Source organism: bacterium (assembly GCA_021372515.1).
Classification (GTDB): Bacteria; Gemmatimonadota; Glassbacteria; order GWA2-58-10; family GWA2-58-10; genus JAJFUG01.
The window spans coordinates 1-16,287 of sequence record JAJFUG010000147.1 but is presented as its reverse complement, the minus strand read 5'-3'; the positions used below and the strand labels follow the sequence as shown (position 1 = coordinate 16,287).

The window sequence follows — 16,287 nt, the reverse complement described above, 5'->3', positions numbered from 1 at the left end:
GGCCTGGAGCTGGTGGACCTGCGACAGGGCCTGGCCCTGCGCACGCTGGAGGACCCGCTGCACCTGGGCGAGCCGGAGGCGGACAGCCACGGCCACGCCGCCGGGGAGCCGGACCCGCATTTCTGGCTCGACCCGAGCCTGATGCGCGTTGCGGCGGGAACGATCTGCGAGGCCCTTTGCCGGGTGCGGCCCGAAAGCACCGAACTGTTCCGGAACAACCTGGCGCAGGTGCAGAGCGACCTGGAAGCCCTGGACAGCCGTCTGGAGCGGAGGCTCGAGCCCTACCGCGGGCGGACATTCTACGTGTTCCACCCGGCATTCGGCTATTTCGCCGCGCGCTACGGTCTGACCCAGGCTGCGGTGGAGGCCGGCGGGCATGAGCCCTCGGCGCGGGAGCTGGCCCGCCTGGTCGACCGTCTGCGCGCCGACAGGGCCGGGACCCTGTTCATCCAGCGCCAATTCGCCCTGAGCGCCGCGGCCAGCCTCCAGCACAGCCTGGGCCTGCGCCTGGTGGTCCTCGATCCCCAGCCCGCCGACTACCTGTCCGGGCTGGATGAGATCGGCCGCCAGGTCGCCGACTCGTTCGAGGCCGCCTCGGGGATGAACTAATACTTAAAAGCAATACAGGTCCACGAAGGACACGAAGGAACACTAAGAATTACATGATAATCGCCTTTGATTTCGTGCCCCCTTCGTGTCTCTTAGTGGATAAATCTATTTTCGGGGCGGGGTGGATTGCTCTTAATAGCAACCGCATAAGGAGTGAAAACACTTTCATGGACAATCCGGTCATAGAACTGCGCGGTGTGGAGTTCTCGTACAACGGGGCTCCGGTGCTGAGCGGGGTGGATTTTGACATCCGGCCGCGCGATTTCGCCTGCGTGGTGGGCCCCAACGGCGGGGGCAAGACCACCCTGGTGCGGCTGATCCTGGGCCTGCTGAGGCCCGGCCGCGGCACGGTGAAAGTGTTCGGCGGGCCGCCGGACAGCGCCAGCCACCGTCTGGGCTACCTGCCCCAGGGACCGCGTTTCGACCCGCGTTTCCCGGTCAGCGTGCTGGATGTGGTGCGCCTGGGCACTCTGGCCCGGGGCGCGATCCCCCGTGCGGGGGGCCGCCGTGAGCGCGAATCCGCCGAGGCGGCCCTGCGCGAGGTGAGCCTCTGGGAGCGCCGTCTCAGTCCGTTCAGCGAGCTCTCCGGCGGCCAGCGCCAGCGGGCGCTGATCGCGCGCGCCCTGGCCTGCGAGCCCGAGCTTCTGCTGCTGGATGAGCCGACCGCGGGCCTCGACCTCAAGGCCGAGCATGAAATCTACGACCTGTTGCGCCGCCTGAACGAGCGCCTGACAATCCTGATGGTCTCGCACGACCTGTTCTTTGTCTCGCGCTTCGTCAACCGCGTGATCTGCGTCAAGGACCACGTGCACGTGCACCAGACCGGCGAGATCACGGACAGCATGATCCGCTCCCTGTACGGGGCCGACATGCGCCTGGTCCGTCACACCGGGGAGGACACGCTCTGATGGCAGCGTTCCTGGCCGACCTTCCGCGCTACGATTTCCTGCTCTTCGCCCTGGCCGCGGGCGCCCTGGCGAGCGTGGCCTGTGGCGTGACCGGGGCTTATGTGGTGACGCGGCGGATCAGCTACATCGCGGGCGGGATCGCGCACACGGTGTTAGGCGGGATCGGTGCGGCGCGCTACCTGGCCGCGGTGCACGGCTGGACCTGGCTGCGGCCCATGCACGCCGCGGTGGTCACGGCCCTGGCCTCGGCGATAATCATCGGGCTGGCCGGCCTCCGGGCGCGCGAGCGCGAGGACACGGTGATCGGCGCGCTCTGGGCGGTGGGGATGGCGGCCGGGGTGCTGTTCATCTCGCGCACGCCGGGGTATAATGCAGACCTGATGAGCTACCTGTTCGGCAACGTGCTGCTGGTGAACGCGGCCGATCTGTGGCTGCTGGCGGGGCTGGACGCCGTGGTGCTTATTCTTGTCCTGCTCTACTACCGTCAGTTTCTGGCCGTGTGTTTCGACCCGGAGTTCGCCCGTCTGCGCGGGGTGCCGGTGGAGGCGTTCTACCTTCTGCTGCTGTGCCTGGTGGCGTTGACCGTGGTGCTGCTGATACCGGTGGTGGGGGTGGTGCTGGTGCTGGCTTTGGTCACTCTTCCGGCGGCGATTGCGGGACGGTTCACGCGGAGCCTGTGGGGTATGATGTTAGCCGGGGCGGGGCTGTCGCTCCTGTTCACCACGGCCGGTCTGGCCCTGAGCTACGGCCCGGGCCTTCCCCCCGGCGCGACAACGATAGTCCTGGCCGGGGGGGTGTACCTGGGGGTGATGGTGGGGAAAAGAAATAAGAGTTAAGAGGCTTGTTGCTCTTTAAGGTCATTTTCGGAAAAGAATCCAAATGCACATGCTCCTAACATCCTTTGCTTTTCTATAGACCACTTCCCAACTTCCTTTGACGTTTCTTCCATATAATCAATTATTTCTTTTTCCTCAACATCCCATTCCAAGTTTGAATCATCACTTCTTGGAGTCATCTTTCAGCTCCTTTCTATGCATGTTAAACTGGTTTATAGCCAGCTTTTCCATATCTAAATAGGACAAAGGAAGGCTTTTTGTTCTCAGTACAGCGTTTGCTCTTTTCCATACGATCTTTTTGCCATCAGTTTCTTTTCTTTGTAACGGATAACCCGAACTAAGTTGCATAGAGAAAAAATCAAAAAATCTTCTCGGCCCTACACCAACGAAAGGTTCGAATGAGACTTTTTTCTCGGCATTTACTTCAGAAGAAGGTGGAGTAATATTTACTGAATCAGGATACATTTCTTCGGTCTTGCTTTTTGGATATGGTTCAACATAGACAACTTTTGTAATTCCTGCTGCAACTATATGTTTTGCGCAGTTGTGACAGGGAAAAGTGGTACAGTATAATACACCGTCTTGACTATTATTATTACTTCTGGAACAAGAAAGCAAGGCTTCCATTTCTGCATGCACAACTCTGCCATATTCAGTTATATCCTGGATTTTGCTTTCATTTAGCACGTTTTTCAGTATTTTATTTGTTTTTGTATCGAATTTACACTTAGATATAATCTCATTAATCATAATGTCCTTGTTTATTTTATTAGAGTCGTATCCCACTTTATAATCTCGCCCATCGGGATCATCTCCTGTCCAATATAACCCACCTCCAAATGCGGGAGCGTCATTTGCTCCCATTGCGATTATTTGTCTTTTTTTTGCTATTACTGCTCCAACCTGCCTTGATAAATCAGCAGATCGTAACGCTGCTGAGAATGCCATAAACATTGCAAATTCATCAAAAGTTGGAGTCTGGAATGGGTCACCGAATAGAATATCCAGAATTCTCCAAAGATTAGATTTCATTTTACTTTCATCGTCGAAGGGTATAAAAAAGTCTGAACGATGGAAAGTATCACTGGTTCCCTGACCAAACAGGATGTTTTCTTCCGCGTCTCTTTTGATTAATTTTTCGGCCTCTTCCTGACTCATTCCTTGCTCATCACATAAGCATTTTTTCCTAATCTCTTTATCTGAGTACACTCCTAACAAATAAAAACTGTCTGAATAAATCTCCCGCAGCTTGGCAACTTCTTCTGGTCTTTTCAATGAATTGATAATAAAGGCCATTCTCTTTTCGTGTGGATGCTTTTTCCTTTCTGAACCAATTAGTACGGCTGACCCAAGAGCAAAGATAGCATTGTTATTAGAAAATGTTCTTGCTTCATTTCCTGCGGTCATTAAAGTGTTAATTCTATCATAAGAATTTTGAAAATCACTATCCTTTGGAACTTTGATCAACAGAGGAATAAGTTGCTTCGAAATTCTTATTTCAGCCGATTTATATCCAAAAAACTCTAAACGTTTCTTTATTTGTTCTGCAACAACCACAAGCCTAGTACCAACAGCACCAACCAGACCTATTATAAGATCTGAATCTACATAACTCTTTAACAGAGTGTCTTGCTGTTTTTTCATAGGGGAGAGGGAGAGTTTGGTTTAGGGAAAATGTTGGTCTGGGTTATTTTAAACTAACCTAATAAATAATCAACAAAAATCTCTACCGCCTCCCCTTCACCGCCCTTCTATTGCTGTCCACCCAGGCGCCCCAGAACACGAACAGCCAGATACCCAGCGCGCTGTAGGCCAGGGTCGGCACATCCGGCGGGGGCGGCCCGAAATAGTTGGCTACCTGTATCCCAAGCAGGGCAAGCGCCAGGGCCCAGAGCGGCCAAGTCCCCCGGCGGTTCTCGGGTCGGGTCGCGCTGGTGTAGACCCACAGGCCCAGCAGAAAAAGCCCCACCTCGGCCGCAAGCGAGCCGGCGAGCGAGTTCCACAGACCCAGGCCGTAGCGCCGCGGGTCGCCGGGGGCCAGGGGAAGGTCCGGGCGGTGGGTGACAAAATCGAGCAGCCAGTGGCTGGCCAGGACCAGGCCCAGCACCACGCCCGTGCCCAGGGAGCGGCGGAAAATCCAGTACAGCAGCGCCAGGGCCGCGGCCCAGACCAGCACCGGAAACAGCCCGTGGCTCCAGGGATAGTTCACAAAATCGAGCGGGCAGACCACGGTGATCCCGGGCGCGATCCGCACCCCCTCCACTCCGCTCAGCAGAAGGATGGGCCAGAGAAGGTCCAGCGCCTGGGCCGCGAAAAACAGCGTGCCCAGGGAGGCTTTGGGCGCGGCGCGCTTGGCCAGAAGGCCCACGCCGAAATGTCCGATGAACATGTTTCTTCCCTTGCAGATTGGTTATCTGGGCACGGTGCAGCGTGCCCCGGCATCAAACAGCGCCTGCCTGCCAGAAACCTCCCCTGCAAATATAACCCCGCGCCCGGCAGAGTACAACCGGACGCGGGGGGTTCTATTCTCCGTCCGCCTCTCAGGCGGTGCGGATCAGGTTCTGCAGGTAATCCTTCGAGGCGAGGATGTCGCGGGTCTGCTCCTCGCCCTCGATCTCGCGCTCGATGGTGATATGACCCTTGAACCCCAGTTTCTTGAGCTTGCGGATCACGGCCGGGAAATCGACCCAGCCCTGGCCGATCGGTGTCTCCTCGCCCAGGTCGCGCGGTCCGGTCGGGTAGGTCCCATCCTTGGCGTGCAGCGACTGCACGTGCGGACCCAGCACCTCGAGGCCGTCCACCGGGTTGGCCTTGCCGTAGAGGATCAGGTTAGCCGTGTCGTAGTTGACCCCCAGGTTGTCCGTGCCGATATCGGTAATCGCGCGCAGAAGGGTGACCGGGGTCTCCTGGCCGGTCTCGAAACGGACCAGGATGCCATGGCCCTTGGCATAGCTGGCCACCTCGTGGACCGCGCTGATGAACTCGCCATAGAGCGGATCGTTGGGGTCCTCGGGGATAAACCCGAAATGCGAGTTGATCGCCGGTATCCCGGCCTCGACACAGAAATCCACCGCCTGTTTCAGGCGCGCCATGCGCTCGGCTCGGTGGGTGCGCGGCACCAGGCCGATAGTGCGCGGACCCTCGTAGAAATTCCAGCGTGTTTCGCCGGGCCCATTGCTGATCACGGCGGTGGGCGAGACCCCGGCCGCGGCCAGGGCCTTTTTCACCCGCTGGGCGTGCTCGACCGAAAAATTCTTCAACCCCAGCTCACAGGTGCTGAATCCCAGCTTTTTTACCCTCTCCAGACCCTTTTCCGGGTCATCCGCCTCGATGATGATCCCGAGCTGCATGTCGGCCGAGGCATCCCGCCCCGGCTCCGCAGAGCCTTGCCCCGGTTTTTCAGCGGCGGCCGAAAGTCCGGTGGCCGACACCGCTGCCGCCAGCGAGGCCGAGCGGATGAAATCCCGTCTTCCCAGAGTGCTCATTCCTTGCTCCTCATTGGTTTTTACTTGTCGAACTGGCGCAGGTCGAGGGCCGGCTCGAAACAGTCATCCGAGGCCGCCACCTCGTCCCAGGTAACCCTGCGACCCCAGTAGGCCGCGGTGCGGCCGAGAATGGCCGACATGGCCGTGTCGGCGCCGGCCTGGCCCTCGTTGATCAGCTTGCCGCTGGTGATACTGCCGATGAAAGCTTTCTGCTTGTTGGGGTCGGCATCCTCCAGGGCCGAGGTGAACCGCCCGGCGGCCTTATCCTGCGCGCTCTCGGTGGCGCCGCCCCGGCTGGCCCCGCTGTCCCATTCCTGGGCCCCTTTGATGAACACCCCGCCGCTGTAGTGCGCCTCGGCGATACCCTTGGTGCCGAAGAATTTCTCGGCCACATCGCCATAGGCCGGATCGAGCTGGGTCGAGTGGAAATTCACGTGCGCCCCGCAGGGATACTCGAAATTCACCTGATAGTGGCTCCAGGCATCGCCCTTGTCGTCACGGCCCGCGCGGCCGCCCACTCCGCTGGCCGCCACCGGGTGCTGGCCCAGGATCCAGTTGCAGATATCGACCACGTGGATGCCCTGCTCGACCAGGATATCGCCCGACAGGTCGCGGAACCAGAACCAGCAGCGCAGACGGTTCTCATCCCAGGAGCGGTCGGCGCGCCAGTCGAGCTCCGGCTCGCCCGAGAAATAGTAGGCCTGCACGCTCACGATATCGCCGATCAGGCCCTCGTTGATTTTCTGCCGCAGCTCGACATATGGCGTGGCGTGACGGATCTGGAAACCCACGGCCAGGGAGCAGCGCCCGTTGGCGCGGTCGGCGGCGCGCAGGAAACGGTTCACGCCCTTGACATCCACACCCACCGGCTTTTCGCAGTAGGTGTGCTTGCCCGCCTCCACCGCGGCCTCCATGTGCAGGGGGTGGAACACGGCCGGGGTGGTCACCAGCACGGCGTCCACGTCCTTGCACTCGATCAGGCGCAGATAGGCCTCGGAGCCGGAAAACAGGTTCTTGGGCGAAATCTCGGCGTAGCCTTTCCCGCGGTTGGCCTGGTTGAAATTCTTCTGCCCGTCGGCCAGCTTGTCGCGCATAAGGTCGGCCAGGGCGGTCACGCGCGCCCCGGCGTTGGTCACCAGGCCGCTGCCCACGTTGGTCCCGCGGTTGCCGCAGCCGATAACCCCCAGCCCCACGCTGGAGTTGGCCGCGGTGCCGAAAACGATCTCAGGCCGCAGGATGGTGAAAGCGGCCGAGGCCGCGGCGGCGGATTTGAGGAATGTTCTGCGGTCGGGCTGCCTGGACATCTTTCCTCCTGTAGAATGATTGATTGAAAAACTCCGCACCCTGCATCACACACGCACAGCATATTAAAGTCGCGGGCCGGGCCGCGCAACGGAATCGTGGACCGGGACCCGATTTTTCTGAAATCCTGGGCCGGAAAAAGCCCATGAATATCTTGCTCTTGCCCGAAGCCTGCGGTAATATGTCGATAATCGGGCCAAGCCCGGTAACGATCCGCCATCCTGTTATCCGCCCGGTGCTTGTAAAAACGGGCGTGGCAGAGGCGGATCGACCTGAATGCGCATGCGGGGGAGAAAGTACCAACGGTGTCGGGAGGCGCAGCGGGAGAGAAACATCGCACTCTGACCTACCTATTATATAAAACTCAAGCGCTTTGTTCCAGCCTTTTTTTCAATCCGCACCGTCACAGCACAGCCGAGGCAGCCAGGCAGAAATTCAACGCAAACCAGGTGGAGGAGGGGTGAGATGAAAGCCAGCGCTCTCAGCACCGCCGCGATGCTCGCTGCCGCGGCCCTGTTTTCCATGACCGCGCCGTCTGTGAGCCTGCGGGCCGCGGAACCCGCACCGTTAGGGGAAATGACTGTCCACGTGATCCCGCAGGCCCATATCGACCTGGCCTGGTGGTGGCGCTACTGGCCGCACACGGTCAAGGTGGTGGTCACGCACACGCTCGAGACCGCGTTCGACAACATGGACAAGTACCCGGACTACACATTCGCTTTCCTGCAGGCGCCGGCCATCGAGCCGCTGGAGGAGCTGTACCCCGGACTGTTCTACAAGCTGCACTACTATCAGCACGTGACCAGCGAGCTGGGCGAGCGGATCTGGAACCCCCAGGCGCAGGGGGACGGCCGCCTGGAGATAGCCAGCACCGCCTGGGACGAGTTCGACGGCTGCCTGCCCTGCGGCGAGTCGGTGGTGCGCCAACTGATGTACGGCAAGCGCTATTTCAAGGACCATTTCGGGGTGGACGTGAAAACGGTCTGGTGCGTGGATGCCTGGACCCACCCCTGGACCTACCCTCAGATTTTCAAGAAATGCGGTATCGAAAATTATTTCTTCACCCGCGGCGGCATCCCGAACGATGAAAAGATGTTCTGGTGGGAGGGCCCGGACGGCTCGCGGGTGCTGACCGTTCGCATGCGCTATCCGGACGGTATCCTGCCCTCGCGCCAGGAGCTGGACAGCCAGCTCACCGAGCTGTGGGAGCGCTACGGGGTGCGCGACCTGATCACCCTGATCGGGGTGGGCAACCACGGCGGCGGCGCCCTGCGGGCGGATGTGGAGAAGATGAAAGCGGTCATGCAGGAGCGGGAAACGGGCGTTGGCGCTAAGCCGGCCGCGGTGAAATTCAGCAAGCCTTCGTCTTTCGAAAAGGCCCTGAAAGAGCGCCCGGGGCGCTATCCGGTGTTCGCGGGCGAGATCACCCCCACGATCCGCGGGGCCTACACCACCGCGGGCGAGATCAAGACCGGCAACCGCCGCAGCGAGTGCCTCCTTCTGTCTCAGGAAAAATTCTCCGCCCTGGCCTGGAAAATGGGGGCCCTCGAGCATTACCCCCAGGGTGACATTTTCGATTCCTGGAAGAAGGTGATGCTCAACCAGTTCCACGACACGATCAGCGGCACCGACATCCCGCCGGCCCAGGCGGATGCCCTTCAGCTCTACCGCGAGGTGCTCACTGGGGGCCAGGAGCACCTGGAGCGCGCCCTGGGAGCCATTGCCGCGCAGGTGGACACCCGCGGCGAGGGAGTGCCCCTGCTGGTGTTCAACCCGCTGGCCTGGCGGCGCAGCGGGCCGGTGGAGATGAGCCTCGAGCTGGACGCGCCGGTCGGGTCCCTGCGCCTGAACGGACCGAAAGGAGAGGATGTCCCGGTCCAGATCACCGCGCGGCAGGACCGGGAGGGCGCCCACCGGGTGAGTTTCGTGTTCCTGGCCCGGGAGGTCCCCTCGCTGGGCTACAGCCTGTACCGGGCGTTCCCGGATGAGGCCGGGGCGCAGTCCGAGGCGGTGGAGCTCAAAGCCACGCCCCAGACTCTGGAGAACAGTTTCCTGCGCCTGAGCCTCAACCCGGCCACCGGCAACCTGAAAAGCGTCTACGACAAGGCCGCCGGCCGCGAGGTCCTCTCGGGCGGAGAGGGCAACCGGATCCAGATCATACAGGATTTCGGCGACTCCGAGGGTTTTCTGGACAACCGGGACCTCGACCACGAGCACCTTCACGCCTGGGACGGCCCGTCATGGGACACCGAGCCGGACCCGGAAATCAAGCTGATCGAGAGCGGCCCGGTGCGCGCCGTGCTGAGGGTGAAACAGAAATACGGCCTGGCCCGTCTGACCCAGGACATAATCCTCTACGCCGGGAGCGCTCAGGCCGATTTCAGGCTTGTCCTGGACTGGGAGGGCCGCAATAAGATGGTCAAGGTGGCGTTCCCGCTGAACGTGAAAACCGGCGAGGCCGCCTACGAGATCCCCTACGGCACGATCACCCGGGCCAACCTGGGTCAGGAGCAGGCCGCCCAGCAGTGGGCCGACCTGTCGGCGGACGGCTACGGCGCGAGCCTGGTCAACGACAACCGCTACGGCTACGACATCCGGGGCGGCGTGGTCCGCCTGAGCGTGCTGCGCAGCCCGGACCACCCCTCGTTCGTGACCGATGAGGCCGGAGTGCACGCGGTGGGCTACGCCCTTTACCCGCACCGCGGCGACTGGAGAGAGGCCGGCACAGTGAAACGGGGCTACGAACTCAACAACCCCCTGCTCTGCCGGGCCGAGAGCGTGCACTTCGGCGAGCTGCCCGCGACGCAGTCGTTCCTCAGCCTGGAGCCGGAGAATGTCGTATTGACCGTGCTGAAAAAGGCCGAGGACTCGGACGACCTGGTGCTGCGGCTCTACGAGAGCGCCGGTAAAGCCTGCACGGCCCGCCTGAGCCTGGCCCGCCCGTTCGATGCGGTCTACCGGACCGACCTGCTGGAGAACAGCCTCGAGGCCCTGCCGCACGATAGCCACAGTTTTGAGGCCAAGGTGGGGGCCTGGTCGATCGAGAGTTTCCGCCTGCTCAACGACCCGCAGTAGAACCCGCACTGCCGGTGCGGGACCGACAATGGAGCGGGGGGCGCACGGTGCGTCCCCCGCGTTTCGTTCCGGACTCGCTCCCCCGACTCCCCGGCAAACCAGCCCCTTTCCGATTTCTCACGATAATCACCAGCCTCGGGCACGAAGATTGCTAATCCACTGTCGGGCGCAAAGCGCCACGCATTACGTATCGCGGCTCCTCAATGGCGGTTGCGCCGGGCCCGGCGAGTTCAGGGCTGAGTGAGAAAGAAAAGAAAACTCTCCAACACTCTTCGGCTTAAGCAGGAAAAAATTGCCGGGCCCGAACCAGACAAACGGAGATTCTCATTACCCATGTACCTGAAAGTGAAAAAAATTGCCTGGGCCATCTCGCTGGTCCTTTCGCTTGTGATCCTTTTTACCCGTTGCCAGCACACTCCGGCCGCCCCCCCGGAGATCAACGACCTGGCGATCAGCGGAAAGGTGACCCGCGCGGGCAGCGGAGCGAAAGGGGTCGAACTCCGTCTTACCGGCGATGACAGCACCTCCGTGCTCACCGACAGCACCGGCGCCTACAAATTCACCAATCTGGGCAGCGGACTGTACCGGGTGGTCCCGCTCCGGAGCGGCTTCACTTTCAACCCCGGCTCGCACAACCTGGAGCTGACAACCACGGCGGCCGCGGGCCAGGATTTCGTGATGCTCGCGACCGGCGCGCAGCTTGTACTGCTGAACAAGAGCCTGGATTTCGGCCCGCTGTTCATCGGCAACAGCAAAACGATCAACCTGGTCCTGAGCAACCTGGGCAGCGCCACCTTGACCGTCTCCCAGCTCACCTTTTCGAGCGGGCTTTTCACCTCCACGGTCACGTCCATTAGCCTCGACCCAGACAGCCTGGCCTATATCCCGATCCTGTTCACTCCGGTCGCGGCCGGCACTTTCAACGCCACGCTGACCATCACCAGCAGCGACAGTGTCAACCCCACTCTCGTGGTGAACCTGAGCGGTTCGGCCTCGGTGCGCGGAAAGGCCAATATCGAGGCCAAGCCCACCAGCCTTAGTTTCGGCCCGGTGCGATCCGGTAACAGCGCCAACCAGAAACTGACCCTCAACAATACCGGCACCGATACCCTGAAAATCCTGTCCATGGTCTCGAGCGACAGCGCTTTCAAGTTCAACCAGACCCAGGCCAGCCTGCCGCCGGGCGTGGGTTTCGAGATGATCGTGACTTTCTGGCCGGAGGACACACTCCAGCATAACGCCCAGCTCACCGTGACCAGCAACGCCGCCAACGCGCCCTCGCTCGCCGTGCCGATGACCGGCAGCGGATTCACCAACCAGCTCTCCGGCATCCAGGTCTCCCCAACGAGCCTGGATTTCGGGCGGGTGTTCCTGGACAGCACCGTGTTCAAGACTCTGACCATCACGAACACGGGGCGCGACACCCTCATCATAACGGCGTTCCAGTTCGGCAACGCCCTGTTCAGCTCGCAGTTCAGCGGGGATTTGCTGGCCCCGGGGCAGTCACGCGGCTACACGGTGATATTCAAGACCGCCGGGTTGGGGACAGTGCAATCGCAGCTCACCATCTACAACAGCGACCCGCTCCAGACACGGCTGCAGGTGCCGCTCAAGGCCAACGTGACCACCACTCCGCCCACCGAAATCCGGATCAATCCCGACAGCCTGCAATTCGGGCAGGTGCAGAGCAGCAAGAGCCTGCGCAAATGGATCTACGTGGTCAACCCGACTGCGATCACCCTCACGGTCTCGCAGCTTAGCGCCAGCCCCAGCGTGTTCAGAGTGGTGAACAGCGTGTACAACATAGCCTCGCACGATTCGACCCGTATCGAGGTGGAGTTCGCCCCGAACGCCGTGGGCCCGGTGAGCGGTGTGCTTCAGATGAGCACAAACGTTCTGGGACGCGACTCGGTGCAAGTGCCGCTGAGCGGCGAGGGCACGGTGCCGCCCCTGCCCGCGATGCAAATCAGCCAGAGCGCGCTCGATTTCGGCTCCGTGGTCCTGGGCAGCTCCTCCAGCTATCCCCTGACTTTCACCAACGCGGGTGTGGGAGAACTCTCTATCACCTCTCTGTCTGCCGCCCCGAGTGCGTTCTCTGTCAGCTCCCCCAACCTGAAAGTGACGGCCGGGAATTCAGGGAATGTCCAGGTGGTATTCTCCCCGACCAGCCTCGGGTTGATCCAGGGCACCCTGACCGTGGTCAGCAACGACCCGACCAATCCCAGTCTGACTGTCAAGCTGACCGGCGCCGCAGTGGACACCACCTCCAAGGTGGCCCTGATGACCCTGTCCACGCGCTTCCTCGACCTGGGCTCATCGCTGTTGCAGCTTTCCACGAGCCGCACTTTCGTGATCGGCAACCTGGGCAAGGACACCCTGCGGGTGACCGGGATCAACCCCGTGCGCTCGGAATACAAGGCCCTGCCCAACAAGGTGAATGTCGCGCCCGGCGGGCAGCAGACCATCATCGTCACGTTCACGCCGCTGATCGCCGACACGGCCAACTCGGCGGTGGTGATCCTCTCCAACGACCAGCTCCGTCCGGTCGACTCGCTGAACGTGACCGGCGTGGGCCTCAACCCCGACTCCAGCGTGGTGACCACCCACGAGGTCTTCATCCCCGGCGGCTTGTTCGACATGGGCAAGGCCGGAGAGTTCGAGCCGGTGCGGCGGATCACCCTGACAAGTTTCTACATGGACGCCTACGAGGTGACGAACCAGGAGTACAAGCAGTTTGTCGACGCCGGGGGCTACGACAACCAGGCATTCTGGACCGCCGAGGGCTGGCAGTGGCGCCAGACCAGCAACGAGCAGAATTTCAAGACCGATGACCCCAAGCCCATGTACTGGGGCTCCGGCAGCGCCCCCTGGGAGAGCGATCCCTACTCCAACCAGCCCAACTCGCCCGTGATCGGGGTGAACTGGTTCGAGGCCTCTGCCTATGCCAAGTACCGCGCCAAGACACTTCCCTCCGAGGCCCAGTGGGAATATGTCACACGCGGCCAGGCCGGACGGGTCTACCCCTGGGGCGACAACTGGGACGGCAGCCGGGCCAACCACGGCCAGAGCCACAGCCCGTATTTCGACGAGTCGGACGGTTACCGCTACTGCTCCCCGATCGGCTCTTTCCCGTCCGGCAACAGCCCGGAAGGCGTGAACAACCTGGTCGGCAACGTGATGGAGTGGATCAACGACTGGAACGGCGACTACAACCCGGAACAGACTTTCAACCCCACCGGCAACCCAACCGGCACCGAAAAAGTCATCCGCGGCGGTTCCTGGCGCGGTTCCACCCTCTTCGCCCGGGGCTTCCACCGAAACCGCAGCCTGCCCAAGCTGCGCTACCCGGATTGCGGCATCCGCCTGGTGCGTAATTTCTGAGCCCGGGCCGCAACCCGTTTCCCCGCCGGAAAGCAAAGGGCCGGGCGGAGCGCTCTGGTTTCGGCGCTCCCCCGGCCCTTCAGCTTTCAAGCCTGTCCCGGCTGCCTCAGAATATCTTGGTGAAAGTCACGGTCACGGCGTTACCCTGCGAGCGGTCGCGCGCCCCGGTCTCAAACAGGGTGCGCAGCGACAGGAACCCCTTGGCCGGCGGGAGGAACACACTCACCTCCGGCCCCAGGGCGAACACCCGGTCGTGCACGCTGGCGTCCCAGTTCATGTCCTTGCCGCTGTCATCGGTGGTCTGCCAGAGACAGTAACCGCTCAGGCCGAGGTCCCAGATCTTGGCCACCGAGCGCGACAGGCCGTACTCGAACAGGAAATCCTGGCCCGGCTTCACCTTCGTATCACCCTTCTCGCTGTTGATCTCGTAGCGTCCCAGGGCGCTCAGGCTCCACAGGCGTCCCTGGTCCAGGTAGGCCGTGGCGCCGAAAGTCAGCATGGTGGTCCAGAAATCCATCCCGGCGCTGGCCGGCTCGGTCTTGTCGTACTTGCCTGTCGGGGCGTACCAGCCCAGACCCAGCCCGACATCGTAGCGCGGGCCGTGCCAGGAGAGGGTCGATTCGAAGAATATGTCACCCAGCGAGAACTGGCTGTCATCCACGCCCAGCGCGCCGATCTTGATATCCGTGCTCACCAGCGGAATGATCGCGTCCACCCCGAAGAACCCACCCAGCACTTTCTTGTCCGTCATCCAGATGAAACGGTTGGCCGTGGCGAACACGCTGACATCAAAATTCACCGGCAGCTCATCGCCGTTGCCGTCGCGCAGTGAGCTGGAGTTGTAGAAAATGTTGTAGCTGCGCCAGTAGACTCCGGGCGGGGGAAGGCTGGCGGCCTTGATCCCCTCGACCCCGGGCACGTAATGGCCCTTTTCACCGGCCAGAAGGCTACCGGAAAAGACGGTGAGCGCCAGGACTGCCAGAAGGACCATCAGGGCAAGCTTTCTGTAGCTCTGGTTCATGCGACACTCCGTTGCGACTGGTTTATCGAAAGCGCCGGGTGTTTCCGGCGCGGTGGCCCCAGGTAGCGGTAATTCCTGCCGTAAAACAAAATTATACTACTTTAACGGTGTTGCAGTCAACAGTCGGCGGGCTTTCGGAGGGCTTTCATTGCGGCCGAAGGGCGGTTTACGTTAGTTTTGAAATTGAATGTCGTACTGTTTCCATCTTTCAACGAAGGGAGTATGGCTATGACCGGCGTGTCGCTGGCTATTCTGGGGGCCGGTGTGCTGGTGGGCCTGGCCGCCTCGTTCACCGGCCTGGGCGGGGGTTTCCTGATGGTGCCGATCCTGCTCTATCTGGGGTTCAGCGCGCAGAAAGCGGTGGGGACCTCGTTCCTGGGGATATTGATCATCTCGATCTCGGCCCTGGCGGCGCACAACAAGCTGGCGAATGTGGACTGGCGCTACGGGTTGCTGCTGGGCCTGGGCGGTGTGATCGGGGCGCAGGTGGGGGCGCGCCTGGTGGAGCGTATCTCCACCGGGACGTTCAAGAGCGTGTTCGCCTTTGTCCTGGCCGGCCTGGCGCTCTACCTTTGGCTGAAAAAATAGGGCCCTCCGGCCAAACTCTTTATCTTAACCTAAACGACAGGACCACAACTATGACCGGGAAATCCAAACCCAACCGGCGGTTTCTACCCAAGGGATTGCTCGTGCTGCACGAGGACGACGATATCCTGGTGGTGGACAAGCCCGCCGGCATGCTGACAATGGGCACGCAAAAGGAAAAGACCCGCACAGTCTACTACGCCCTGACCGACTATGTCCGCAAGGGGATCGCCTGGTCGCGCGACCGGGTGTTCATCGTGCACCGCCTGGACCGTGACACCTCGGGCCTGCTCGTGTTCGCCCGGAACATGAAAGCCAAGACCGCCCTGCAGGGCAACTGGCGCCAGACACACAAGAAATACCTGGCCATCGTGCATGGGCGCTGCGAGAAAGAGCAGGACACGATCACCAGCTACCTGGCCGAAAACACGGCCGGGGTGGTCTACTCGACCGATGACGCCGCCAAGGGCAAGCTCTCGCACACCGGCTACCGGGTGCTGCGCCTGGGACGGGACCATTCGCTGCTCGAGGTGGACCCGCAGACCGGGCGGAAGAACCAGATTCGGGTGCACCTGGCCGATATCGGCCACCCGGTGGTGGGTGACTCCAAGTACGGCCTGCCGGACAAATCGCACAAGCGCCTGGCCCTGCACGCCGCCGCGCTCAGTTTCCGTCACCCGGTAAGCGGCAAGACACTCTCTTTCGAGACCCCGGCGCCGGAGTATTTCGAAAGCCTGCTCGGCGCGCCGGCCCGGAAAGACGGGCGCCAGGGGATATCGGTCAGCCTGGAGACCGAGAGGCCGGAAAGCCCGCGTCCCGAGCCTCAAGACAAGCCGCAGCCGGGAAGAGGAAAGCCGGAGGGGAAAAAGACTCGCCCGGCGGGCCATACGCCGTCCCGGATCCCGCGCGGGAAAGCCGAGCCCGGCGGCGATCAGGGGTACAAGCGCTTCTATCGTGCGGAAAAGACAGAACAGCCTTGGACTGAGACTGACAACAAGCCGCGCCCGGGAAGAGGAAAGCCGGAAGGGACTAAGACTCGCTCAGCGGGCCGGTCGCCAGCCCAGGACACGCGCGGGAAAGCCGAG

13 protein-coding genes are annotated in these 16,287 nt (G+C 61.5%); 7 read left to right on the top strand and 6 right to left on the bottom strand.

Features of this window, described 5'->3' with window-relative positions:
* The 3 genes from LLH00_14040 to LLH00_14030 form a co-directional block, all read left to right on the top strand.
* Window positions 1–609 (top strand): zinc ABC transporter substrate-binding protein (locus tag LLH00_14040; GenBank protein ID MCE5272395.1); only part of this gene is annotated, 609 nt, incomplete at its 5' end.
* Between the two features lie 167 nt (window positions 610–776).
* Window positions 777–1,517, top strand: a complete 741-nt coding sequence (locus LLH00_14035; protein MCE5272394.1) for a metal ABC transporter ATP-binding protein — start codon at window positions 777–779, stop codon at window positions 1,515–1,517.
* Window positions 1,517–2,353 (top strand): metal ABC transporter permease, encoded by an 837-nt coding sequence (locus LLH00_14030; GenBank protein MCE5272393.1) that lies wholly within the window; start codon window positions 1,517–1,519, stop codon window positions 2,351–2,353. The genes LLH00_14035 and LLH00_14030 overlap by 1 nt, the downstream gene beginning before the upstream one ends.
* On the opposite strand, the gene LLH00_14025 is transcribed toward LLH00_14030, so the two are convergent.
* The 5 genes from LLH00_14025 to LLH00_14005 form a co-directional block, all read right to left on the bottom strand.
* Window positions 2,350–2,532: a hypothetical protein gene (locus LLH00_14025; protein ID MCE5272392.1), complete on the bottom strand. Its 183-nt coding sequence runs from the start codon at window positions 2,530–2,532 to the stop codon at window positions 2,350–2,352. The genes LLH00_14030 and LLH00_14025 overlap by 4 nt on opposite strands.
* Window positions 2,516–3,997 carry a deaminase gene (locus LLH00_14020; GenBank protein ID MCE5272391.1) on the bottom strand — a complete coding sequence of 494 codons (1,482 nt, stop codon included), beginning with the start codon at window positions 3,995–3,997 and terminating at the stop codon, window positions 2,516–2,518. The genes LLH00_14025 and LLH00_14020 overlap by 17 nt, the downstream gene beginning before the upstream one ends.
* Before the next feature lie 82 nt (window positions 3,998–4,079).
* On the bottom strand, window positions 4,080–4,742 hold the full coding sequence (locus LLH00_14015; protein MCE5272390.1) for a hypothetical protein: 663 nt from the start codon (window positions 4,740–4,742) through the stop codon (window positions 4,080–4,082).
* A 151-nt stretch (window positions 4,743–4,893) separates the two neighbouring features.
* The gene (locus LLH00_14010) at window positions 4,894–5,838 is read right to left on the bottom strand and encodes a sugar phosphate isomerase/epimerase (protein MCE5272389.1); all 945 of its coding nucleotides are present in this window, start codon (window positions 5,836–5,838) and stop codon (window positions 4,894–4,896) included.
* Window positions 5,839–5,858: 20 nt separating this feature from the next.
* The gene (locus tag LLH00_14005) at window positions 5,859–7,142 is read right to left on the bottom strand and encodes a Gfo/Idh/MocA family oxidoreductase (protein ID MCE5272388.1); all 1,284 of its coding nucleotides are present in this window, start codon (window positions 7,140–7,142) and stop codon (window positions 5,859–5,861) included.
* Between the two features lie 463 nt (window positions 7,143–7,605).
* Between LLH00_14005 and LLH00_14000 the strand changes: the two genes are divergently transcribed.
* Window positions 7,606–10,215 carry a glycosyl hydrolase-related protein gene (locus LLH00_14000; protein ID MCE5272387.1) on the top strand — a complete coding sequence of 870 codons (2,610 nt, stop codon included), beginning with the start codon at window positions 7,606–7,608 and terminating at the stop codon, window positions 10,213–10,215.
* 333 nt (window positions 10,216–10,548) lie between these two features.
* Window positions 10,549–13,596 carry a choice-of-anchor D domain-containing protein gene (locus LLH00_13995; protein MCE5272386.1) on the top strand — a complete coding sequence of 1,016 codons (3,048 nt, stop codon included), beginning with the start codon at window positions 10,549–10,551 and terminating at the stop codon, window positions 13,594–13,596.
* Window positions 13,597–13,702: 106 nt separating this feature from the next.
* On the opposite strand, the gene LLH00_13990 is transcribed toward LLH00_13995, so the two are convergent.
* Window positions 13,703–14,617, bottom strand: coding sequence for a transporter (locus LLH00_13990; protein MCE5272385.1), 915 nt, complete (start codon window positions 14,615–14,617; stop codon window positions 13,703–13,705).
* Window positions 14,618–14,845: 228 nt separating this feature from the next.
* Between LLH00_13990 and LLH00_13985 the strand changes: the two genes are divergently transcribed.
* Window positions 14,846–15,205, top strand: a complete 360-nt coding sequence (locus tag LLH00_13985) for a sulfite exporter TauE/SafE family protein (protein ID MCE5272384.1) — start codon at window positions 14,846–14,848, stop codon at window positions 15,203–15,205.
* Between the two features lie 50 nt (window positions 15,206–15,255).
* On the top strand, window positions 15,256–16,287 hold a 1,032-nt coding region (locus LLH00_13980), incomplete at its 3' end, for a hypothetical protein (GenBank protein MCE5272383.1).